Consider the following 23,188-nt stretch of genomic DNA (forward strand, 5'->3'; position numbering starts at 1 on the left):
CAGGATTTCAAACCCAGCCCCAGTGAACCACGCCACTCTCAAGGGATCCTGTCACCGCTTACCGGTTTCCCGGGCCTTGGCGACGGATAACAAGCTTACAAGCCCACCACCCAAAACACAAACCACACCAACGAGACACCCACCACACCCCACTAACCCGACACCACCCAGCCACTCTTACGCGCCGCTTCACACCGGGCGAGCACGCAGGAAGCCACGGCGTCGTCGATAATAGAGAAGTGAGTGAACATAAAGAACCTGCCGTGACAAGCACGCACATACAAAACGACGCGAAGCTATGCTCCCACGATGCCAGGTTCCCACACAGTAGTACTGGACTTCCTCGCGGCGGACAGTTCGGGCTCCTTGTCACCCTGGTGATTACCGTGCTGTCCTACCAGCTCAACACCACGATGGTCACCCCAGCGCTCCCGGATATCGGGCGAAGTTTTGCGGTGAGCGAGGGAACGCTTGCTCTGGTTTCAAGCCTCTTCTTCCTCGCCGGGGCGGTCGCCGGGATTCTTCTTACCCGCTGGAGCGATTTCCTTGGCCGCGCCCGCATGCTACTCGCGGTTCTTGCGATCTTGCTGGTGGGAACACTGGTATGTGCACTCGCCCCGAACTTCCCTATTTTCGTGACCGGACGTGTCCTTCAAGGTGTTTCCGGTGCGGTCTTCCAACTCGCATATATGATCCTGAGCGAATCGGTCTCTCCCGCGATTCTAGGCACCATGCTCGGTATTATTAGCGCCGCTAACGGCGGCGTGGGCGGCCTAGACGGATGGTTTGGCGGGATCCTCACCGACCACTTCGGTTTCCAGGCTATTTTCTTCGTTATTGCGGGTCTCACCTCAGTGGCAATTATCCTGACAGTTCGACTACTCACGACGCAGGAGCGGCCTGCCGCCAGCGGAAAAATGGATTGGTGGGGCGGCGGACTCCTCTCCCTCAGCCTTATTTTCCTCACCTACTACGTCAATGTTGGCGGCACCCGCGGGTGGTTCACCACGGCTACCCTCCCACTTTTCGGTGTGGCCGCGCTATTTTTCAGCGCTTTTTGCATGGTTGAGCGTCGGGTTCCCTCGCCGCTTTTCGCCCTGCGCCAGCTGGCATCACGCCACTGTTGGCCGCTTATTGCTACAACACTTCTATCTCTCGCATCAGTTTTCGCGGTCATTAATTTCACGGTCGCGCTTTTCGCCCAGAATCCCGACGCGGGCTACGGGCTAGAGGCTGGCCGCGCTGCACTCCTCTATCTCACACCGCCCGCGCTTATCGGACTGGCCGCTGCCCCACTTTCCGGGTGGCTGGCGGGAAAAATCGGCTGGCTCACCGTTCTGCGCACCGGACTCCTTATTTCGCTATGCACAATTGGCGGGATCTGGTTCTTCCTCGATCACCAATGGGTTGTTTTCACCCTCATTGCGATTCTTGGAATCACCTATAACGGCATGATCCTCACAACTGTCAACGGGCTCGGCGTCATCCTGGCCCCACCCGAAGCACCCGGCTCGCTCCCCGGTCTCAACGGCGCAGCTTTTGGCGTGGGCGCAAGCCTAGGTATTGGCCTGGTGGCGCCCCTCGTCGGAACGTGGGATGGCTACCGCGGGGCACTGGCTCTTTCCGCCGGCATCGCCGGGATCGCTCTACTGTGCGCGTGCGTCTTGAAGATGCGCACAGATTAATAACGACGACGCAGCTACCTGGCAGCTGTACACCCCGCGCGCCGCGGGCCCACTACAAAAGCGGCCGGCATCTGAACAATCAGGTGCCGGCCGCCAATTTCGTGCACTCATGCTCGGCTGCGGGTAATACGCCAGACAGCGAGCACCTCAGCTTTTAGAGGAGGGAGGCGTAGAGCGCGCGGATTTCTTCCTTGGTGGCCTTGCGGGGGTTGCCCGGGGTGCACACATCGTTGAAGGCATCCTCGGCCAGGGCATCGAGACCAGATTCATCCACGCCCACCGCGGAGATCGTGGTGGGGTTACCCAGGTCCTCGACCAGCTGCTTGACCGCGTCCACCGCGTAGGTGCGCGCTTCTTCTAGCGCGACGTCGTACGAATCCTTCATGCCGAAGGCATGCGCGATATCGCGGTACTTTTCACCGGTGTACTCCGCGTTGAACTTCATAACGGCCGGCAGCAGGATGCCGTTGGCCACGCCGTGCGGTGCGTCGTAACGCCCACCGAGCGGGTGCGCCATGCCGTGCACGAGGCCCAGGCCCACGTTGGAATAGCCCATGCCCGCGATGTAGGAGGCGTAACCCATCTGCTCAACGGCGTCGGTATCGCCATCGGCAGCCTTGCGCAGGTTCTTCGCGATCATCTGGATAGCCTTGAGGTGGACCGCATCCGAAAGCTCCCAGGCGCCCGGGGTGATGTAGCCCTCGATGGCGTGGGTCAGAGCGTCGAGCCCGGTCGCTACCTTGAGGGAACGGGGCATGCCGTCCATGAGGTCCGGATCCACGATGGCGAGGACGGGAATATCGTGTTCGTCCACGCACACAAACTTGCGGTGCTTCTCCGTATCGGTAATCACGTAGTTAATGGTGGTTTCCGAAGCGGTACCGGCGGTGGTGGGAATGCCAATAATCGGCACGGAGGGGTTCTTGGTATCCGCCACGCCCTCGAGGGAGAGAACGTCAGCGAATTCGGGGTTCGCACCGATAATGCCGATGGCCTTCGCGGTGTCCTGCGGGGAACCGCCACCCAGGCCGATGAGCACATCTGCACCGGAATCCTTGAGCGCCTGCACGCCGGCCTTCACGTTTTCGACGGGCGGGTTCGGAACGACGTCGTCGAAAATCTCGTAAGCAAAATCGGCCTCATCCAAACGTTTCGTGACTAGGTCCACGGTCCCGGCCTGGCGCACACCCTTGTCGGTGATGATGAGGACTTTCTTGAAGCCGCGCCGATGCAGCTCGGGGACCAGCTGGTCGAGCGCACCGCGCCCGAAGTACGAGGTTTGGTTGAGGATCATGCGATTAACCATGACAACTCCTTATGTCGAATATTCGTAGCAACTGCGCCACTTTCCTGACATGGAACATTGTTCCATTTTTTTGACCCCCGCCTTATGACGTAAGGCCCGACAAGGAGAGAGCGCCCGGAGGCGCGGCGACATTTTCCCGCCAGATTGGTTACGGCGCGGGGTAACTGAGAAGCTACGGTAATGTGCGTAGGAAGCACGACGACGCCGCGTCCCCGCGGCGCGCGGGCGCGCCGCGGCGCCGTCGTACCTACCTTGCGAAACCTATTCCACATCGAGCGGAACCCGGCGGTGCGGAGCCGGGAAAGCGCCATCTAGGCGCGCCAGCTGCTCGACGCTCAACTCGATCCGCGCGGCCTCCAGGTTTTCCCGCATATGGGCGAGCTTCCCGGTGCGCGGAATCGCGATGGTCGGGCTCTGCGCTAGCACCCAGGCCAGTAGCACCTGGAAGGGACTCACGCCCAGGTCGCGGGCTACCTCGGTGACCACCGGATTGGTGACCAGGCCGTTGCGCAAAGTCCCGGCTTGGGCGAGCGGGCAGTAGGCGATGAGCGCCACGCCGAGCCGCTCCATGAGGCCGCGCAATTCCACTTCAATTCCGCGCGAGCCGAGGTGGTAGAGCACCTCATTAGCCTGGCAATTCGCGCCGCCGGGCAGCGCGGCCAGCTCCTCCATATCTTCGACGTCGAAATTGGAGACGCCCCAGCTGCGGATTTTCCCGTTCTCGCGCAGGCGCTCCAGCTCCGCCACGGTTTCGGCCAGCGGGGTGCCACCGCGCCAGTGATAGAGGTACATATCCACGTACTCGGTTCCCAGCCGCGCCAGGCTGGCATCCAGCGCGCCTTCCATGCGCCGCCGGGATGCGTTGGAGGGGAGCACTTTGGTGATGAGGTAGAGCGATTCGCGCGGGAAAGGTGTGATTGCTTCGCCCACGAGCTCTTCGGAGCGCCCGCTGCCGTACATTTCCGCGGTGTCGATGAGCCGGGCGCCGCCCTCGATTCCGCAGCGCAAGGCCGCAATTTCTTCCTGCCGGCACGCTCGGTCATCACCGAGGAACCAGGTGCCCAGCCCGAGGGCTGACACGGTATCGCCATTGGCCAAGGTGATGTTTCGCATGGGGTTTCCTTTTCGTTTCCTGCTTGCTTCCCCGAGCCCGCCGCCGCAAGTCCAGACCGCGGGCGCTTTCCATTCCAGGGTGCCACGGATGCCGTGCCCGCGCCAGGCCTTTCAGTGCGCCGAGATCGCCTGGACTGCAACTGGACTGCAAAAAGTGCGTCAGGAATATTGAAACCGCGAAAAGCTGTCAGCCCCATCGCAATCACTCGCTCGCGTGGACAAGCGTGGACGATGTGAGCGGTGATACCCATAAAAAGCGACGCATCAACAGCGGAGCCCCCAGGATGCGCCCTCCCGGCAGGAGGCCCCCACAAAAAGCAACCCCACGACAGTGCGCCCCACAAAAAGCAACATCTCGACGGGCAGCTCTTCAGAATGTAACCCCACGACAGTGGGTCCCACAAAAAGCAACCCCACGACATCAAAACAATTTCTTAATGTAGCTGCGGTTGCATTTTGATTTCGGGCATACGCGGCGGCCTCCTCACGGGATCCTCATAGGCCTCACGAACTTCAATAGTCACACCGGCCCCTAGGGAGGGGGATCTGTTTTCATAACTGTACTGCGCTTGTCGTACATGCGAAGTACATCCCGGAAAAACACACCCTCCCCGCCAGCGCGCCGGGCGGCGAGGCAAGTGGCGGGAGGCACGGTGCCTGGGTCGGCATCGCTAAGCCCGTGCTTGGGGTGTCGTTTCATCTTACGAACACGCCTGGCGATGTTAGTGACCGACCACCTGTCTTGGCGATGATCAACATGAAGCCACGACCATCACATTCACATATGTTACAGTCCCTGACTTTTCACAACTGCTTGACCCCGACCAACCACGTACACTTTGTACATGCCTCGATTGAAGGGATAACTATGGTTCGCGTATCTCCGGATCCGGATTGGACACCAGTGCCTTTCCGCCAGTCATGGAGCGGGCATCTCATCGCGGGCACGCTGACCGCAATAGGTATTGTGATTACGCTGGCGCTGAGCCGGTTGTTCCTCCCTCATCAGGTGAACTTTTTCGCGCTGCTGCTCATTGTTGTGCTCAGCACCGTGGCTGTTGAATTCCTTTCAACGCACATCGACCGCTGGCATCAACGTCGCTGGCACCACCCGAGCCCGGGAGGATGGATTGCCCCGCTGAGCCGGATTGCATTCTTCGCAGGGGTCTATTTTCTTGTCACGCTGGTGCTGACGCTGGACTCTCGCCAAGCACTCATCTGTGGTGGCGTGGCTACCGCGGTCGCGATCATTGAGGTGATCGGGATACGGCAATGGAAAACAGGCGTGACCATAGCGGAGGAAAAAGAAGCCACGCTGGCAGCCAAGAAAGCGCTTGAGGACATAGCTATAGAACTGCGCATAGAGCGGCAGGAGAAAGCTCGGCTCAGGGCGGCGGAGCGCCGCAAGCAGCTTGGCTTACCAGAGGACACCAGTCCGATTATCACGGTAAAGCCGGGTGGCTTCGAATTCCGGCCGCACCGCGTTAACTTTATTCCGCCGCGCGCCGAGCCCGACGCCGCGGAGCAGCCTGATAATCACTCCGCTGAGAGCCCTCGTGAAGGGCGGGATTAGCGGCGCGGTGCGCGGGGCTTTCTGCAGCTGTGTGCGCGGAGCCTTCTGCGGCCGTATGCGCGGGGCTTGCCGTTGAGCTGTGGGAGGCACGGTGCGCTGAGCTCCTCCCGGATGTAGCGGTCGCAGCGAAGGTATGCGCAGCCCGGCGGCCGCGGATTTCCTGCCAAATATTGCGGCTGCGTGCCGTGCTCTCGGTACCCGGCTGGGCAGCGCGGCTCCCCCGGCGCCGCGGCCGCTCGGCAGCTGCCGGTGTTTCGGTTACCTTTACCGCAGGTTCGGGTTTCGCCTCAAGCTCCTCGGTTACTTCAACCGCGGCGGTCTTTTCGGTTGCCTCCGCTTCAGCCGCTTCGCTCGCCTCCGCTTCCGGCGCCACATCCAGAAGCGGCACCCCGACAGCGGGCCCGAGCGCGGTAGCGCGCTGGAGGCGAATTTCATCCACAGAAAGCAAAATCCCGGTGGCCCGCTCCAGGATGGTCACCTGCCAGACCTGCACTCCGGCTCCGGCCAGAGCGCGCACGGCATCATAGGTATCCGGCTCGATGGCGAAAGCAAAAATGCTCAGGCGCGGGGCCGGTTCCGGGATGGGCGGATTGACCGCGGTGAACTCCTGCCAGGCGGAGGAAAAATCGTGGGGCCCGCCCGGGAAAAGCCGGGTAATTTCGCGGCGGTCCAGAGTGGCGTGCTGCGCGGAACGGGCGAGGGCCGCGAGGAGCGCTGCGCCGTCGAGAACATCAATAATATCCACGCTAATAATGTTCCCGGTGGCATCCAAGGCAACCAATGAAGCGGTGCCGCGCTCCCCTTCCGGGCGCGTCCACGCTACCTGGAAGGCCGGGAAATCCAGGAAATCAGAAATCTGGGCGCGCAGTGCTTCCGCAACCGCGGTACGGGTTTCTTCCGGCAGATCGGCAGGAGGCGCCGCGCGATGAAATTGCCCGCCACGTAATGAGAAAACGCCCACGAGATACCATCTCCGATACTGTTTGCCGCACGAACCTGCCAACTCAAGCCTATCCTAGGCGAGATACCTGAGAATTGACTGCACCGCGCTTTATTGCACGACGACGCCCGCGTGGAAGAAGCCCACGTACACCTTGCGAACTAAACCAAGAGCAGCAAACTTGCCATGTGTCACAACTACGGTAAGAGCCGAAGAGAAAAGCTACTCCGTTTACCCCCGTAGACACGTTATGTTTACAGGGGTAAACTACCTGCTATGAAACGGGCCCACCTCTTGAACGAGCTCAAGAAAATCGCGAAACAGAGCGGCCACACGCTTATAACCACCGAAGGAACTCGACACACACGCGTTACCATCGGCGATGTAAGCGACATCGTGGGGCGGCACCGCGACATTCCAGAGGAAACCGCAAAGGGCACAATCCGTAAATTCAGGAAAGGACTAGGACTATGAGCAAAACGCATGTGAGAGCCTTTCGCGACCACGGGTGGTGGGGGCTCGAACTTACCGTAAACGGTGAAATTTACCATTCTCAAGCCCGCAGGCTCAATGAAATTAGCGAGATTGTCGCGGATGCGCTCAATCTTCTTAATGTTGAAAACCACGGGTTCGATTTAGTCATAGATGTTGGCTCCACCGCCGAAACTATTGCTCAGGCTAAAAAACTATCCCGGCAAGCTCACGAACTTCAGTCACGGGCATCGCAAGCTACGCGAGAAGCCGCTACCAGCTTGCGATCTTCAGGGATGACCGTCCGTGAAGTTGCAGAGATTATGGAGCTTTCACCCGGACGCATTTCCAAGATTCTGCAAACAGCCTAAGTTCCGCATTAACTGCACCTTCTTCTACCCGCACGCCAAGCGGCCGGGCGGGAACCAGCTCCGTGCAGAGCTCCGTTCCCGCCCGGCCACCGTGCAGCGCGAGCCGCGTTTAGCTAGCGTTTGCGCAGCTAGCTTACGGTTCCGCTGCTACGCCGTCGCCCCGGCTCCGGACTCATGCCCTTTGGCCATGACGGCCGCGCGCCCGGCTTCCAGGCGTGCCACCGGTACCCGGAACGGCGAGCAGGACACGTAATCCAAACCGACGGAATCGAAGAAGTGCACCGAAGCGGGATCCCCGCCGTGCTCACCGCAGATACCCACGGTGAGATTCGGATTACCCTTCCGCCCGCGCTCGGTACCCATGCGCACCAGCTCGCCCACACCTTCGCGGTCGATGGTCTCGAAAGGCGAGGTGTCGAAGATTCCTTCCGCCATATAGGTCGGGATGAATTCGTGTTCGACGTCGTCCCGCGAGAAGCCCCACGTGGTCTGGGTCAAATCATTGGTGCCGAAGGAGAAGAATTCGGAATCCTCGGCGATCTTCTCCGCGATAATGGCCGCGCGCGGCAGCTCGATCATATTGCCGATCGCGATATCGAGGTCGTAGCCAGATTCGCGTTCCGCCTCGGCAATGATCTTGCGGGCCCGGTCCGCCACCAGGCGGAATTCCTTCTCCGAGCCAATCAGCGGGATCATGATTTCCGGATGCGGATCCAACCCGCGCTTGCGGCAGGCCACCGCCGCCTCGGCCACCGCCCGCACCTGCAGATCCACGAAGCCGGGGATCTGGATGGACAGACGCACCCCGCGCAGGCCCAGCATGGGGTTGTCTTCGTGGCGTTCAGTTGCCGCCCGCAGTAGCGTGCGGGTGTGTTCGGGAACCTGCTGGCCGCGCGCCTCCATCGTGGCGACCTCAACCGCCAGCTTGGTCATATCCGGGAGGAATTCGTGCAGCGGCGGGTCAATGAGGCGCACCACCACCGGCAGTCCGTCCATCGCCTCGAAAATACCCTCGAAGTCCCCGCGTTGCAGCGGCATAAGCGCCCCGAGCGCGGCGGCCTGCAATTCCGGGGTAGCCGCGAGGATAACGTGCTCGATAAGCTCGCGCCGCTCACCCAGGAACATATGCTCGGTGCGGCATAGGCCCACGCCCTGCGCCCCGAATTCGCGAGCGCGCGCGGCGTCTTCCGGATTATCCGCATTGGCCCGCACGTGCATGCGCGCAGACTTATCCGCCTGGGTGAGGATGCGATCCACGGAACGCACCAATTCGCAGGTGTCCTTATCATCACCGGCGGCCTCCAGCGCGGCCTCCAGGCCCTGGGATACGTAGATCATGACCGGGGAATCTTCCACCGGGACAGCCCCGAAGAACACTTCCCCGGTGGTGCCGTCAATGGAAATAACATCCCCGGCGCGCAGTGTTTGCCCGGTGGACTTGATGAAGACCGTGCCGGCCTTTTCTTCCACGAGGAGATCCTCCGCGCCCACCACGCAGGTACGGCCCATCCCGCGGGCCACCACCGCAGCATGTGAGGTTTTCCCGCCGCGCGCGGTTAGCACGCCGGCGGCCACCACCATGCCGGGCAGGTCATCCGGGTTGGTTTCGCGGCGCACCAGGATCACCTTGGCACCTTCGGCGGCGCGCGCCTGGGCCTGCTCGTTACTAAAGACCACTTCACCCACGGCCGCGCCCGGGGAGGCCGCCATGGCCTTCGTGATGAGGGTGCGCTGGGCATCGCGCTGGAATTGCGGGAAGAGTAGCGAGGTGAGCTGTTCACCGGTCGTACGGGTGATCGCTTCTTCCGCGCTAATAAGGCCCTCATCTACCAGCTGGGTAGCCACTCGGAAGGCCGCGGCGGCGGTGCGCTTACCCACGCGGGTTTGTAGCATCCACAGTTTGCCTTCCTGGATGGTGAACTCAATATCGCACAGGTCCCGGTAGTGGTTTTCCAGGCGCTTCATGATGTCCATGAGCTCGGTGTAGGAAGCCGGATCCAGCTGCTCGAGGTCCTTGAGGGAAAGGGTGTTGCGGATGCCGGCCACCACGTCCTCCCCCTGGGCATTGACAAGGTAATCACCGTATACCCCGGAGTGTCCGGTGGAAGGATCGCGGGTGAACGCCACCCCGGTGCCGGATTTCTCCCCCATATTGCCGAACACCATCGTGCAAATATTGACGGCGGTGCCCAGGTCATCCGGGATATGTTCGCGCCGGCGGTAGATCCGAGCACGCTCGGTGTTCCAAGAACGGAATACCGCGGTGATCGCGAGGTTCATTTGCCGGCGCGGGTTCTGCGGGAAGGGATACCCGCTGGCGCGCCGCACGATTCCCTTGAATTGTTCGACCAGCTCTTGCAGGTCCGCCGTCGTCATATCAAGATCGCCACTGTAGCCTTTCGCCTTTTGCAGGGCGTGCAGGGCGTCGGAGAAAAGATCTCCATCAATATCGAGTACGGTGCGGGCGAACATTTGGATGAGGCGCCGGTAAGAATCCCAGGCGAAACGTTCGTTGCCGGATTGCGCCGCGAGGCCCTTGACGGACTGGTCATTGAGGCCAATATTGAGCACGGTTTCCATCATCCCCGGCATGGAGAACTTCGCGCCTGAACGCACCGAGAGCAGCAGCGGATCCTCCGGATCGCCAAGTTTCTTGCCCATCTGCTCTTCCACGGCTTCCAGGTGGCGCGTCACCTCCGCTTCGAGTTCCTCGGGTTCCTGCCCGTTACTCAGGTAGTAGCGGCAGGCTTCGGTGGTGATGGTGAAACCGGGTGGGACAGGCAAATCCATGTGGACCATCTCCGCCAGGTTGGCTCCCTTGCCGCCGAGAAGGTCCTTCATGTCCTTGTTGCCCTCGGTAAATGCGTATACGAACTTGGTCATATCGTCCTCCGTGAGGGTTCACACGCGCATAAGTGCGCGGAGCGGCCCCTTCGCCGCTCACATGTCCAGGGTAACACTTCGGGGCGGCGTGATCGAGAGGAATTTTTAGTGAATGCCGCGCACGTTTCCGGCGGCGTCCACGTCAATGGCCAGCGCGGATGGTTCTTTGGGCAGGCCCGGCATGAGCATGACGCTCCCCGCCATGACCACAACGAAACGGCCCCCCGCGGAGAGATGTACATCGCGTACCGGCACGTCAAAATCGCTGGGAGCGCCCAGGCGTTTCGGGTCGGTGGTGAAGGAGGCCGGAGTTTTCGCGATGCAGACGGGATAGCTGCCGTAGCCGCGTTCTTCCAGCTCACGTAGCTGCTCACGCGCTTCTTGCGCGAAGGTGACGCTCGCTCCCCCGTAGACGCGCCGCACCACCGCCGTGATTTTCTCGCTGAGGCTCGCGCTATCCGAGTACGTGAAACGGGTGCGGGACGGCGTTTCGAGCGCGGCCAGAACCGCTTCGGCCAGGGGCGCCGCGCCTTCCCCGCCGCGCGCGAAATGCTCAGAGACGGCCACCGGCACACCCAATTCTTCGAATTGCGTACGCACTTTTTCGATATCTGCTTCGGTATCCGTATCAAAACGATTAAGGGCGACGACGACGGACTGCCCCCACACCGCCTGCAAATTATGAATATGCCGGGCGGCATTGGCGATACCCCCGTGGTAGCGCAGGGCGCGCAAGGTGACCACAAAAACGGCCGCGTCGGGGCGCAGCCCGGAGGTACGGCACATAATGTCAATAAATTTTTCGGCCCCCAGATCAGCCCCGAAGCCGGCTTCCGTTACCGCGATCTCCCCCATCGCGAGCGCGGCGCGGGTGGCCATCACAGAATTGCAACCGTGCGCAATATTGGCGAAGGGCCCGCCATGCACGAGCGCGGGGGTGCCTTCCCGGGTGGCAACAAGGTTCGGGCAGAACGCTTCGGTCAGAAGGGCAAGCATGGCACCGGTGGCACCCAGATCCGCCGCGGTGACGGGTACGCCAGCCCGGGTGCGGGCCACTTCCATGGCGTTGAGGCGCTCGCGCAGATCCGCAAAAGAGGATGCCAAGCAGAAAGCTGCCATAACTTCACTGGCGGGAACAATATCGAAGCCGGTGGCGCGGGTGGCGTGCGCACCGGGATTGGAACGGGTGCCCGCGCCCGGGCCGGCGCTATCGAGGCGCCCGCTGGGGCTGAGGAGGATAGCCCGCAGGGCCCGGTCATTCATATCGATAACGCGGCGCACGCTGACCGTAGCCGGGTCAATATCGTGGGTGTCGAAATAGACCGCGTTATCCGCCATAGCGGCTAGGAGGTTATGGGCGGCAGCAATCGCAGCGAAATCCCCGTTGAAGTGCAGGTTAATGGAGGCGGCCGGAGTGAGGGTGGCTCGGCCCCCGCCGATCGCCCCGCCTTTGAGCCCGAAAACCGGGCCGAGCGAAGGTTCACGCAGCGCCAGAACCGCGCGTTTACCCAGGTAGCGCAGGCCATCCGCCAGGCCAATGGAGGTGGTGGTTTTCCCCTCCCCGGCAGGGGTGGGTGACATGGCAGTCACGAGCACGAGGCGGCCGGGCTGCGCACCGACCTTTTCAACCCAGCGGTAATCGATCTTCGCCCGGTCCCGACCGAAGGGGATAACGGCATCGGCGGGCACCCCGGCCGCCAGCGCCGTATCAACAAGGGGAAGATCAATAGACATACGCTGTAGTTTATACCGCTCTGCCCGATCCCCTAGGCAAGCGGACCCATCTCTTCTTCATAGGCGGCGCGGAGCGCTTGGCCGCGGGATTCGTCGTCGTCGTTAAAATAACGCAGCACGCGGGCCGGAACCCCAACCACAATGCAGTTGGCGGGGACATCACGCATAACGACGGCGCCGGCGCCCACAATCGAATTTTCACCGATGGTCACGCCCGGGCCGATGGTGGCGGAGGCACCGATCCACACGTTATCTCCAATGGTGATGGCGGTGCCGAATTCCAGGTCGGTTTCGGCGCGAACGCGCGGAGGAACCGGGTGCCGGGCGGTGGTGATAGTGACGCGCGGGCCGATGAGGACACGGCGGCCCAGGGTAATGGGGGCGACGTCGAGGAGAATCGCACCGGAGTTGATAAAGACCTCCGGGCCGATGTGAACATTGGCGCCGTAATCGCAGTGGACGGGCGGAACCACGGTGGCGCTGGGGTCGAAAGAACCGAAGAAACGGGCGGCGATGGTGCGGATCGTTTCGTTATCGGAAGGGTTGGTGGCATTCAGCTCGTGCTGGACAGTGAGGCCCTCGCGGCGGACGTGGGCTAGGTAAGGATCGTCGGCGATATACATTTTCCCGGCGACCATGCGCTCCCAGGTGGGCGAGGGCTGCGGCGCGGTGCGCTGGACGGGCGCGGGCGACGATTCCGGAACGGGCTGATTCGATTCGGTCATAGGTTCATTCTGGCATATCTGGGCTACCATCTATGGTGAACTCTTGTTCGCCCTTCGGAAGGGATGCGGTGGTGCGTTTCCCAGGTTTTCTACCCCGGCGGTGGCCGGCTGGACATCGTGGCCCAGCTGGCATGCTGCCATCTCGCAACGCGGCGGGCTCCGAACCGCTTGGAGAAATACTCCGCCACGCGGCAAGGCGCCCCGTCACCGCAGCAGCCTTGATAAGACCTCACCAGCAGCGGGCCGCTCAGCCGGCCCCCACATCAGAAAGGATGAATCATGCGCATTGCAATTATTGGAGCTAATGGCGCGGCCGGAAAGCTCCTCACTCAGGAAGCAGTTTCGCGCGGGCACGAAGTTATCGCCGTGACGCGCTCGGAAAACGAAACGGAGGCCCCGGTCTCGCTACGCCGCGATGTTTTCGATATTGAACGCGGGGATATTGCCGGCTTCGATGCCATGGTAGATGCCTTCACACCCAGCGCAGATGCCGGGGAGGACTTCCCCGAGCGCGCCGCACACCACCTCATTGAGTTGGTTTCCGGGCTGCCGACCCGGCTCATCGCGCTCGATAGCGGAGATGCGAAAGTCCCGGCGGCTTTGGAGGGTGCCCACATCGCCAAGTGGACGTACATCTCCCCGGAGATTACTTCCGCAGATCTGGCTGCGGGCGTGATTGACGAACTCGAGCGCGGCCCGCTGACTGCCCATATCCGCAAGCATCTCGTGGTGGGTGAGAAATAGAGCGTAGAGAAATCGGAGCGAGGAACGCACCGCAGAGAGCACATCTCCGCAAACACGAATAAGGGCCGCGCCTGGGAATCCGGGAGCGGCCCTTTTTGCACGTTTCGAGCATATTATGCACATTCTATTGCGTGGTTCGCTCACCTCAGCTAATCTATCCGTATATTTCGAACGAAATATATGTTCCGATAGGTGAGCGCGGAGGCGCGCCCTCCGAATATCTGTGAGTGCCACGCCCGCCCCGACCAGGGGCACGACACTCTCGGTAGCGTGTTCGGCAGGCCCGTACCACTCGCGATGCAAGGAAGCGATCGCGGCACCCCGCGCGGTGTTCCAGGAGTTTTTCATGATTACGTCCCCGCAGATGGCCTAGCGGCCCACTCGATATCGCTGGGTAGTCATGGCGATTATTTTCGTCACTTACGTTATTTGTATGGCCGATCGTTCTAATATCGGCACCCTGCTGCCCTTCATCAAAGAAGACTTCCACATGACCAATTCCCAGCAGGGTCTCATCGCTTCTATGTTCTTCCTCGGTTACGCGATTTCACAGATCCCAGCCGGTCTCATCATGGGCAAATTCGGGACCCGTAATATGGTGACGTTCGCGGTGCTATGTTTCTCCCTCGTTACCTTCCTCATGGGCTTTACCACCACGGCCATCGGCCTGATCGTGCTGCGTCTGCTTCTGGGTCTGACCGAAGGCCCCACTCCGGTAGGAATGACCTCCACTATTAATAACTGGTTCCCGAAACGGGAGAAAGGCACTGCCACCGGTATCTATATCGCTTCCACCCAGTTGGCACCGATGCTGGTTCCGCCTATCGTGGTGGTCCTCGCCCACAATATGGGCTGGCAGCATGTGTTCTGGGTCTTCGCAATTCCGGGTGCGATTATGGCCATCGTTTGGCATATTTTTGTGCGTTCTTATCCCCGCCAGTCTTCCCACGTCAACAAGGCCGAGCTCGCCCACATTGCCTCCGAAGAAGTGATCACCCAGACCAACCGCAAGGAAGCATCGTGGATGCCCAAGGTCGATAAGCTGATCCGTTACCGGAAGGTCAAGCGTCTGGAGACCAACGGCGATGTTATGCGCTCCTGGGATATCTGGGGTGACACCCTCGCGTACTTCTTCATGAACAACGTGCTTTATGGCATGCTGACTTGGATTCCCACCTACCTGGTGGATGCGCGCGGTTATGATGTCTTCGCCATGGGCTGGGTAGCTGCCTGCCCGGCGCTGGGCGGTATTATTGGCGCCCTCACCGGAGGTTGGGTTTCTGACCGTATCTTCGCGGGCCGACGCAAGCCAACTATGCTGCTGACCGCTTTGTTCACAGCGATTATGTTCGCCGTGGTCCTCATGGTTCCCAATAACATGTACGTGGTGGCACTCGCACTGATCCTTACAGGTTTCTGTCTCAATCTGGGCTGGCCGATGTTCACCGCCTACGCGATGAACCATTCCACCGAAAAAACCTACCCCTTCGCAATTTCGATTATTAACTCCGGTGGCAACCTGGGCGGATTCTTTGCCCCGCTTATCGTGGGTATGCTGCTTGATGCTACCGGTAGCTATAACGTGGCCTTCTCTTACTTCGTCGTCGTTCTGCTGCTCGCCTTCGTTATTCTGCTGACGCTGCGTGAGCCGAAGCCGCAGGCGGCGAGTGTTGGAAAGGAAGAAGCTTAATTATGAGTGCCGAAAGGAAAATTCTCTCCGGCGTGGTAGCCGACGACCTCACGGGCGCTACCACCACGGGAGCACTACTGGCGGCACGCGGGGTCAAGAATATTGTCAGCCTCAGCGACACGTCGAACTTAAGTTACGACGACGTTGACGCATTGCTTGTTTCCACCGATTCCCGCAGGCTCCCACCTGAGGAAGCTGCCTCCCGGGTACGTAATGCAACCCGCGATCTGGTGGCACGCGGGGCAACGATATTCTCTAAGCGCACTGATACTACGATGCGTGGCGGTATCGGTTACGAAATTGACGCCATGCGTGATGTGCTGGGCGAGGATTACATGGCTATTATCGTGCCGGCCATGCCCCCCTCGAAGCGCATTGTGGTGGCCGGATATTCACTTATCGATTCGCTGCTTCTAGCTCGCACCGGCGTGGCCAACGATATTCTCAGCCCGGTCAAGGAGTCGTACCTTCCCAAGTTATTGGCCGGGCAACTACGTGATGCCGTCGACCTTATCTGCATGAATACCGTGGTGGAAGGGCGCGACGCTATCCGCGCCGCCATGCAAAAATCCTATGATCGTGGCGTACGTAATATCCTCTGCGATTCAGTATCGAGCGAAGATGTTGCTGATATTGCCGCGGTGGTCAGCCAGCTCGGCTGGAAGGTGCTCTGCGTGGATCCGGGGTTATTTACCACGGAATACGCTGTGGCCCAAGGGATCCGGACCGAAGAGAAAAGCCCCAAAGCGCCACTACGCACCAAGTCTCAGGAAAATGATCACGGCACGGTGGTGATCGTGGCGGGATCCGCAACCGCGACTACTCGCCAGCAGCTGGAATACATGCAGGAGGTGCCCGGCACGCATACCATCACTCTCCCTCATGACCCTTTTATTGGAGGTGGGCACGAATACTCCCAGGCGCGGGCAGAGGCTGTGGCACAGGCACGAAGGATTCTCGACGACGCCACAGCAGGCAATGGGGAACCCGGACAGGTGCGGGTTATCATTATTACCCTCGATACCACGCTGAGCGGTACCGTCGTCGATATCAACCGGATTGAAGTGGCGAAGAACTTGCCAGCCGGCCAAGGCTCGCGCAATCTGGCGCAACACCTGGGCGAAGTTGCCCGCGATGTCATGGACATGCTCGGTAATCAGCTAGCAGGCATGTATGCCACAGGAGGCGACACGCTTGTCAATACCTGCCACGCTATCGAAGCAAGCGGTATCGCACTGGAAGATTATGTGATTCCGCAATCAGATCAGGGCAGAATTGTGGGAGGTCCCTTCAATGGCCTTCCCCTGGTGGGTAAAGGCGGACTCACCGGAACTGAACACACCGCACTTCGTATCGTCAACCGACTCTTTGATGAAAGGACCGTTTCATGACATCCGCAGCACACACCGTTGAGCCCAGCGAGCACGCGCGCGCTCTGGCCGACCAGGCCCGCAAGGATCGCCGGCCCGTTACCGCAATTACCCTAGGGGATCCGGCCGGCGTTGGCCCGGAAATTGTGGTGGGAACCGTCTGCGATCCCAGCGTATACGAATGCGCTCGTCCCTTCGTGATTGGTAATCGCAAGGCTTTGGAACGCGCCGCGAAGATGGCCGGTAAGAAACTGGTGATCAACGAGATCTCTGAGCCGGAAGAAGCGAAGTTTGAGTTCGGTATCGTGGACCTCCTCGATACCGGAGTGCATTCTGATGCCGATATCAAGTTCGGAAAGATTCAACGCGAAGCCCAGCTACAGGCTTATTCCTATTTGGAAAAGGCGATTGAGCTGGGGAACCAGGGGAGACTGCACGCGGTGTCTACCGCCCCGACCCATAAGGAAGGGATGATGGAAGCCGGGGTGCGATACCCGGGGCAGACTGAGATTTTCCAGAATCTCACCCACTCCAAGTACGCGCTCACGATGTTCCACGTGCATAAGCTGCGGGTGTTTTTCCTATCGCGGCACGTGTCTCTACGTGATGCGGTGAATTTCGTAACCAAAGAGCACGTGCTTGATTTCCTGCGGAATATCCACGAGGAATTCGAGCGCATCGGTTTCGATAATCCTTCCATCGCGGTGGCGGGGCTCAACCCGCATAACGGCGACAATGGGATGTTTGGCCGTGAGGAAATTGAGGAGTTAGAGCCGGCAGTGGCTGCCGCCCGCGCCGAGGGCATTCGTGCCCGCGGCCCTTTCCCTGGCGACTCGATTTTCGCTTTCTCGCTGGACGGGCGCCACGACGCCATCCTTTCTCTCTACCACGATCAGGGCCATATTGCCTGCAAGACCCTCGACTTCGAGAAAGCCATCACCCTGACCCTCGGGCTGCCGTTTATGCGTTCCTCCGTGGATCACGGCACAGCTTACGATATCGCCGGCAAGGGCATCGCCAACACCGGTTCTATGGTGGAAGCTACCCGGGTATGCGCGGAATTTGCGTTGCGTAAACTCGACGGCGAAGCGCGCCGGGCCGCGCGGGCCTAAAACGGTGCGTGCTGATTCCACTACGTGGCTAGTACCGGTCGCGCGGTGAATGATAGCCACGCACAATTCGAGAGGACCGCGTTTCCACTCAGGTGGGACGCGGCCCTCTCTGGTCCGTATGGGCGCGACGCCGCATTTGCGTGAGCAGACCCGCGAATATTCCGGGCCATGCGTCCTTAACGTCAGTGTCACCGCGGGCTAAGATGAGCGATATCACTCAGATTTATAGGACACAGAAATCCGCTAAACCCAACATAATCTGAGAGTCATGCAGCTAGCCACGAGGTGAGAGAACACCGATGACCGCAACGGAAGAACCGCGCGCCCGCCGCGCACAGAACCGCAAAGTAGTCAAGCGCCGCGCCCGGATTTTAGAACTGCTAGCCGGGGGAGATGCACCGCTGCGCAATGAAGAACTCGCCCGGCATTTCGGTGTTTCCCTCGCGACCATCCGTCGGGATTTGAGTGAACTAGAAACCAGTGGGGAGCTATCCCGTACTTACGGCGGTGCGGTCTCTGCTCACCCGGAATTTCTTCACCTGGGCGGGATTACCCCCACGAATTTGGCCCGTAAAAAAGCAATTGCGAAGCGGGCCGCGGCTCTTATCGCTGATGATTCCCTCGTGATCCTAGATGCGGGAACCACCGCCGAGCAGCTTTCCTTTGCCCTCGATAACACGCGCCGCATCACCGTGATTACCAACGGGATTCGCCCGATTAACGCCCTGGCACTCCAGGATAAAGTGACGGTAGTGGTGCTCGGTGGAACCCTCGATATTGCACACGACTCAATTACCGGCGTCGATGCAGAAAAAATGCTCGAATCTATGCACGGCAATTATGCCTTTATGGGCGCGGTACAGATCTCCCCGGAACGCGGCATCGGATCTCTCAGCTACGAGCAGGCGCGGCTCAAAACCCAGATGATGGCACATGCTTCCCAGGTCTACGTAATGGCAGACGCGGCGAAACTGCATAATCGCCCTTATCCATACTGGTCACCTTTTCCTAAACGCTGGACGCTAATTACTGATACCGACGCAGATGCCGAGATGCTGCGCCGCTTGCAGCGCTCGGGTGCTGAGGAGATTCTGCTCGCCAAGGTGTAGATTTTAAATGGCTCATGTCACAACGGTGAATGGCAGGAGGAACGATGATCATTTACTTTTCCGAGACTGGTACTACTGAAAAAGCAGCAGAACGCTTGCAAGGTATCGTCGGCGGCGAAGCGGTACGGATAGCCGCTGCGCAGCCCTACACGAATGAGGATTTGGATTGGCGGGTCGAGGACAGCCGGGCAAATCTGGAACAGCACGGTAAAATCGCAGCTCCCGGCCTTGCTGAACCTGTCGAGCTGGGAGGCGCCACGGAAGTATTCCTCGGTTTTCCGATCTGGTGGGGTATCCCGCCGAAAGTCGTGGATAGCTTCGTGAGCTCGCATGAGCTAGGAAACGCACGGGTACACCCCTTCTGCACCTCCGGAAGCTCACCGATGGACGAAGCCGAGGACTACCTACGCTCCGCTTTCCCGCAGATCGCGTGGACGAACGGACTGCGTTTCCACGACGGCCTCAGCGACGAAGAAATCCGCGCCTGGGCCGATGCGCGCTAGAGTCCCGAGCGCAGTTATTGCACTGAGCGGTACGCTCGGCACTCTTGCCGCCTGTTCGCTGGGTCAACCTTCCCCGGATGAACTGGCGGCATGCACCGGAACCGTTACGCTCTCCCAGCTCAACCTCCCCGGGCCCTACGGGGTTTCCTGGACGGTTGAGTTTGCGGAGGGCGACACCGCCACCTTGACGTATAACGTTCCTGGAGGTGGCACGGGCCTGACCGAGGTGTATCGGGAATCTTTCCCGGTCGATGCGCAACTGCGGCGAGAGATGTGCATGCGGGCTGCGATGACGAAAGAAGCAGAACCCCTGCCGGGCGGGGCGACCGTCAGCTGGGATCTGGGGCCGGCTGGCTCCGGGCACACCAACGATGAGGAAGCAACTTCGCTCATGGAGCCGGTCATGCTCATGGTCACCCAAGAACGCCTGTGGGCCGCGAATGAGGCATATGAGCAGTACGCCGAGAACCGCTAGAGGAACCGCTTCATCATTCTCTTCACGAGAGATTCTTCAATCAGCTACGCTCCACATTGGATAGCGGTGATTTACCTAGAGTGCGCCAACTTCTCGCACGCCCATGCCACCCCAGCTTCTCAAGATAGAGAAAAGAGAATCCTATGGTTAGCTTCTCCACTTTCACACGCAGTGGTGCCGCACTCGTGAGTATCGGTATTGCCCCGACATTGAGTTCCTGCTCCTCGCAAGGGCAAGCCTTGCCAGAACAGATAGCAAAATGTACCGGCACTGTCACGGTGTCTCAGCTTGGGGTACCTGACCCCGAAGGGTTTTCGTAGACGGTTACCTTCGAGAAAGATGACACTGCAATACTCAGCTTCTCCGCCGGAGGGAAAGATACCCGACTGACCGAGGTATACGAAGATTCGTTCACTGTTGACACCAAACTTCGCAAGAAGATGTGTAAGGCAGTTGCAGCTCAACCGACCGCGAAAGCCGAAGAATCCGAAAATTCCACAGTGGAATGTGATTTATCGCCAGCCGGCTCAGGTAAAACGAGAGACAGCAAAGCCGACTTCCTCATGGGCCCGGTTCTCAAGATGATTCCCGAAAGCGCGCTCCTGGCCGGGTATGCGGCACACGAAGAATACGCCAAGAACCGCTAGGTGTGCGGGACGGCAGGCGCGGCATCGTCGTTCTTAATGTGGCGCGGCACGGAAACCGTATGCTGCCACAATACGGATCATAAACGAGAAGAGGGCACCGCCGTCCCGGTTTCACCCAGCGCGGCGGTGCCTGTTCCGTAACATCGCGTTAATTTATGCTCCCGCTACTTCCTGTTCAAGGTCGTCGGTAATAACCTTGCCCATGGTTTCTGGCGTGGATAGGCACGCCAGAATGCCAAGGCCCATCATAATGGTGGTGAAGGTTAGTACCGGCCACCAACCGAAGCTACCCGGCCGCACGATAATGGCCGCGATCATCGGGGTGAAGCCCACGATGATATTGCCCAGCTGAGTGGAAACGGCATAGCCTGTCATTCGCAGGCGAGTCGGGAACATCTCGCTATACATCGGCGCCTGAACAACGTTTCCGCCGGTGGATACCAGCCCGATAATGAAGAGCAAAATAACCAGCAGCGGCACGCTCTTGATCTGAATTGCCCAGAAGATAACCGGGAACAGTGCCACGAGGCTGAACATCGAAATAAGGTACACCGGCCGGCGGCCGATCTTATCCGAGAGCGCTGCCCACAGTGGCTGAACCGGAACACCAATAACCATCGACACGGTGGCCAGAGTCAGCAAGGTCGAGCGCTCCCAACCCCAGTAGGTGGTGCCGTAGTTGAGCATGTAATTCGTGAGCAAAACGCCGGTGATTGCGAACTGGCCCATCGCCATAACGCGAATGACTTGCTGCCAGTGATTCTTGAAGAGGTCGCCGAGGCTCCCCTTATTTTTTCCGGAAGTCTTTTCCACCGAGTGCTGCGTGGTTTTACCCTGTTGGCGGGCGAGTGCCTCGTAAACATCGCGCGGTTCATCTGCCTTCGTCCGCACCCACAACGCGTAGAGCACCAGCGGAATAGCAATGAAGTAAGGGATCCGCCACCCCCAATCGAGAAGGAAGGACTCATTCCCTGACACGGGAATAAAAGCGGCAATACCAAGAAGCTGGCCGATAAGAAGTCCGTGCATGGTGAAAGCAACGAGACGGCCACGTTTCTCTGGCGGTGCCAGCTCTGACGTCATCGCTGTCGATCCGGCTTGCTCGCCGCCCGCGGAGAATCCCTGAATAAGCCGCATAGCAATCAAAATAATGCCCGCAGTAGGGCCAATCGAGTCATAGGACGGCAAGAATCCAATAACGAGAGTTGCAAATCCCATTAACCCGAGAGTGAGGAGGAGCGTCTTCTTTCTCCCCCAGGTATCACCGAGGTGACCGAGCACGATAGCTCCGAGAGGCCGAGCGAGATACGCAACACCGAACGAGGCAAGCGAAGCGACATTCGCTAAGGTCGGATTATCCCCACCACCGAAGAAAACGGTAGGGAAGATAACCGCGGATGCGGTTCCGTACAGGCCAAAGTCATAGTATTCGGCAAGAGCGCCCCAAAAACCAGATTTTGCGGCTTTCTTGGCTGATTTTTCTACGTTCACTTTCTCGCCCGAGACCTTCATAGCTACATTCGATGCAAGACCACTCTCTGGCGACGATGCCGGCGTAGCACCTGGTGTCGTGTGTGGGTCCGTCATTGGTTATCCTTTCGCGCAACGGCGCTGCATTGCATCCGTTTTATGCGGTAAATCGTGGACGTTCCCTTACGTCCATCAGCTAGCGTACTGAGAGCATGGTGATTAAAACCGCCTCACTGCGGGTGAATTACACGTCCTCTCTTCATACCATCAGACGAGTAGACTAGTCCGTAATTACCGGAAGTAATACTCAAAAATCCGTGTAGCGAATGGCGGGGCGGAATGCGAACAAACCTACAATTCTCACAGCGTTTGACGGATGCAATTCAGGCGCTCCACGCAGCCGATGACCGGCGGGCCATCGCACGCTATTTCGTTGCCTTACTTGCGGATGTGGCACCTAATTCAGACTACATTTCTTTCCACGTATTCCTGCCACGCCAGAATATCTTTGCGGTACTGGGTGTATACGGTCTACGCCATTATAATTCGACTCTCCTGGTGGAAGCTGATTCACCCTTCGGAAGAACTCTTGACTGCCGCGAACAGTACTGGGCCCGTACTCCGGCCGAGGTAGCTCGCCTGTATTCCTTCCCGGATGATTCTTCGCTTGCCTACGAACGAACCCGACCGCTATTTCACTCGGCTTCCGCAGCCACTCACACGTCCGCGGTTATTCAGCCCTGCATCATCGGGGAAGAATTAGAGGGAACTATTTGGCTGGAATCCCACTCGCGAGCCGGAGCTTTTTCGACAACAGATCGGTTGCGCATTTCCCAGCTTTCCACCCTTGCGGCGTTACTTCTGCGCACCGCACCTCACGCAACTATTCTCAATTCTGACGGTTTAGCGGAGGTATGGGATGTACTTCTTACCACCCCCACTCAGCTCACCGCGGACACACCTGAGAATTCGACCCCTGAAAATACGCCACCGCGAACCGAATCGAGACACGCACCTGCGCTTACGCCCCGCGAAAGAGAGGTATTAACGCAAGTAGCATTGGGACTTACTAATTCCGAAGCAGCCTGCGCTCTGCATGTATCTATCAATACGGTGCGCAGCCATCGCCGCACCCTCATGCGAAAACTCGGAGCACACAATGTAGTGGAGCTTCTTGACACAGCGGAACGCTATGGAATGCTATCGAACTCGTAGAGAGACTAGTCCCTAACAGCTACTGGAAGGCGTTTTCACCCCAATGGGACAA

The 23,188-nt window shown here is 59.4% G+C and carries 19 protein-coding genes; 12 read left to right on the forward strand and 7 right to left on the reverse strand.

Annotated elements, in window-relative coordinates; translation table 11 throughout:
• Positions 1–263 precede the first annotated feature (263 nt).
• Positions 264–1,685, forward strand: coding sequence for an MFS transporter (locus tag QP828_RS04975; protein ID WP_284891311.1), 1,422 nt, complete (start codon positions 264–266; stop codon positions 1,683–1,685).
• 154 nt (positions 1,686–1,839) lie between these two features.
• On the opposite strand, the gene fucO is transcribed toward QP828_RS04975, so the two are convergent.
• Positions 1,840–2,991 (reverse strand): lactaldehyde reductase, encoded by a 1,152-nt coding sequence (gene fucO, locus QP828_RS04980; RefSeq protein ID WP_126135936.1) that lies wholly within the window; start codon positions 2,989–2,991, stop codon positions 1,840–1,842.
• 261 nt (positions 2,992–3,252) lie between these two features.
• Positions 3,253–4,104 carry an aldo/keto reductase gene (locus QP828_RS04985; RefSeq protein ID WP_274733928.1) on the reverse strand — a complete coding sequence of 284 codons (852 nt, stop codon included), beginning with the start codon at positions 4,102–4,104 and terminating at the stop codon, positions 3,253–3,255.
• Positions 4,105–4,972: 868 nt separating this feature from the next.
• Here QP828_RS04985 and QP828_RS04990 point away from each other — a divergent pair.
• A complete protein-coding gene (locus tag QP828_RS04990; RefSeq protein WP_274733930.1) occupies positions 4,973–5,677 on the forward strand; it encodes a hypothetical protein in 705 nt (234 codons plus the stop codon).
• Here the strand turns inward: QP828_RS04990 and QP828_RS04995 are convergent.
• Entirely contained in the window at positions 5,595–6,638 is a 1,044-nt protein-coding gene (locus QP828_RS04995; RefSeq protein ID WP_274733932.1) for a hypothetical protein, read from the reverse strand. The genes QP828_RS04990 and QP828_RS04995 overlap by 83 nt on opposite strands.
• Positions 6,639–7,087: 449 nt before the next feature.
• Here QP828_RS04995 and QP828_RS05000 point away from each other — a divergent pair, with 449 nt between their 5' ends.
• The gene (locus QP828_RS05000; protein WP_274733934.1) at positions 7,088–7,459 is read left to right on the forward strand and encodes a hypothetical protein; all 372 of its coding nucleotides are present in this window, start codon (positions 7,088–7,090) and stop codon (positions 7,457–7,459) included.
• A 147-nt stretch (positions 7,460–7,606) separates the two neighbouring features.
• Here the strand turns inward: QP828_RS05000 and ppdK are convergent, their stop codons facing one another.
• From ppdK to QP828_RS05015, 3 genes are all read right to left on the reverse strand, one after another.
• The gene (gene ppdK / locus QP828_RS05005; RefSeq protein WP_274733936.1) at positions 7,607–10,342 is read right to left on the reverse strand and encodes a pyruvate, phosphate dikinase; all 2,736 of its coding nucleotides are present in this window, start codon (positions 10,340–10,342) and stop codon (positions 7,607–7,609) included.
• 105 nt (positions 10,343–10,447) lie between these two features.
• Entirely contained in the window at positions 10,448–12,076 is a 1,629-nt protein-coding gene (locus QP828_RS05010) for a formate--tetrahydrofolate ligase (RefSeq protein WP_274733937.1), read from the reverse strand.
• Between the two features lie 32 nt (positions 12,077–12,108).
• Entirely contained in the window at positions 12,109–12,801 is a 693-nt protein-coding gene (locus tag QP828_RS05015) for a sugar O-acetyltransferase (protein WP_274733939.1), read from the reverse strand.
• Between the two features lie 279 nt (positions 12,802–13,080).
• Here QP828_RS05015 and QP828_RS05020 point away from each other — a divergent pair, with 279 nt between their 5' ends.
• From QP828_RS05020 to QP828_RS05055, 8 genes are all read left to right on the forward strand, one after another.
• A complete protein-coding gene (locus tag QP828_RS05020) occupies positions 13,081–13,545 on the forward strand; it encodes an NAD(P)-dependent oxidoreductase (protein WP_274733940.1) in 465 nt (154 codons plus the stop codon).
• A 400-nt stretch (positions 13,546–13,945) separates the two neighbouring features.
• On the forward strand, positions 13,946–15,235 hold the full coding sequence (locus tag QP828_RS05025) for an MFS transporter (RefSeq protein WP_274733941.1): 1,290 nt from the start codon (positions 13,946–13,948) through the stop codon (positions 15,233–15,235).
• Positions 15,236–15,237: 2 nt separating this feature from the next.
• Positions 15,238–16,626 carry a four-carbon acid sugar kinase family protein gene (locus QP828_RS05030; protein ID WP_274733942.1) on the forward strand — a complete coding sequence of 463 codons (1,389 nt, stop codon included), beginning with the start codon at positions 15,238–15,240 and terminating at the stop codon, positions 16,624–16,626.
• Entirely contained in the window at positions 16,623–17,717 is a 1,095-nt protein-coding gene (gene pdxA, locus QP828_RS05035; protein ID WP_274733944.1) for a 4-hydroxythreonine-4-phosphate dehydrogenase PdxA, read from the forward strand. The genes QP828_RS05030 and pdxA overlap by 4 nt, the downstream gene beginning before the upstream one ends.
• 299 nt (positions 17,718–18,016) lie before the next feature.
• Entirely contained in the window at positions 18,017–18,826 is an 810-nt protein-coding gene (locus QP828_RS05040; protein ID WP_274733945.1) for a DeoR/GlpR family DNA-binding transcription regulator, read from the forward strand.
• Positions 18,827–18,870: 44 nt separating this feature from the next.
• On the forward strand, positions 18,871–19,329 hold the full coding sequence (locus QP828_RS05045) for a flavodoxin (RefSeq protein ID WP_274733947.1): 459 nt from the start codon (positions 18,871–18,873) through the stop codon (positions 19,327–19,329).
• Positions 19,319–19,804, forward strand: coding sequence for a hypothetical protein (locus tag QP828_RS05050; RefSeq protein ID WP_274733948.1), 486 nt, complete (start codon positions 19,319–19,321; stop codon positions 19,802–19,804). The genes QP828_RS05045 and QP828_RS05050 overlap by 11 nt, the downstream gene beginning before the upstream one ends.
• Before the next feature lie 440 nt (positions 19,805–20,244).
• Positions 20,245–20,451: a hypothetical protein gene (locus QP828_RS05055; protein WP_274733949.1), complete on the forward strand. Its 207-nt coding sequence runs from the start codon at positions 20,245–20,247 to the stop codon at positions 20,449–20,451.
• Positions 20,452–20,604: 153 nt separating this feature from the next.
• Here QP828_RS05055 and QP828_RS05060 read toward each other — a convergent pair whose 3' ends face one another.
• Positions 20,605–21,963 carry an MFS transporter gene (locus QP828_RS05060; protein WP_274733950.1) on the reverse strand — a complete coding sequence of 453 codons (1,359 nt, stop codon included), beginning with the start codon at positions 21,961–21,963 and terminating at the stop codon, positions 20,605–20,607.
• A 327-nt stretch (positions 21,964–22,290) separates the two neighbouring features.
• On the opposite strand from QP828_RS05060, the gene QP828_RS05065 reads away from it, so the two are divergent.
• Positions 22,291–23,136 (forward strand): helix-turn-helix transcriptional regulator, encoded by an 846-nt coding sequence (locus QP828_RS05065; RefSeq protein ID WP_274733952.1) that lies wholly within the window; start codon positions 22,291–22,293, stop codon positions 23,134–23,136.
• Positions 23,137–23,188: the final 52 nt, after the last annotated feature.

Origin of the sequence: Actinotignum sanguinis (assembly GCF_030230305.1) — a bacterium.
Lineage (GTDB): Bacteria > Actinomycetota > Actinomycetes > Actinomycetales > Actinomycetaceae > Actinotignum > Actinotignum sanguinis.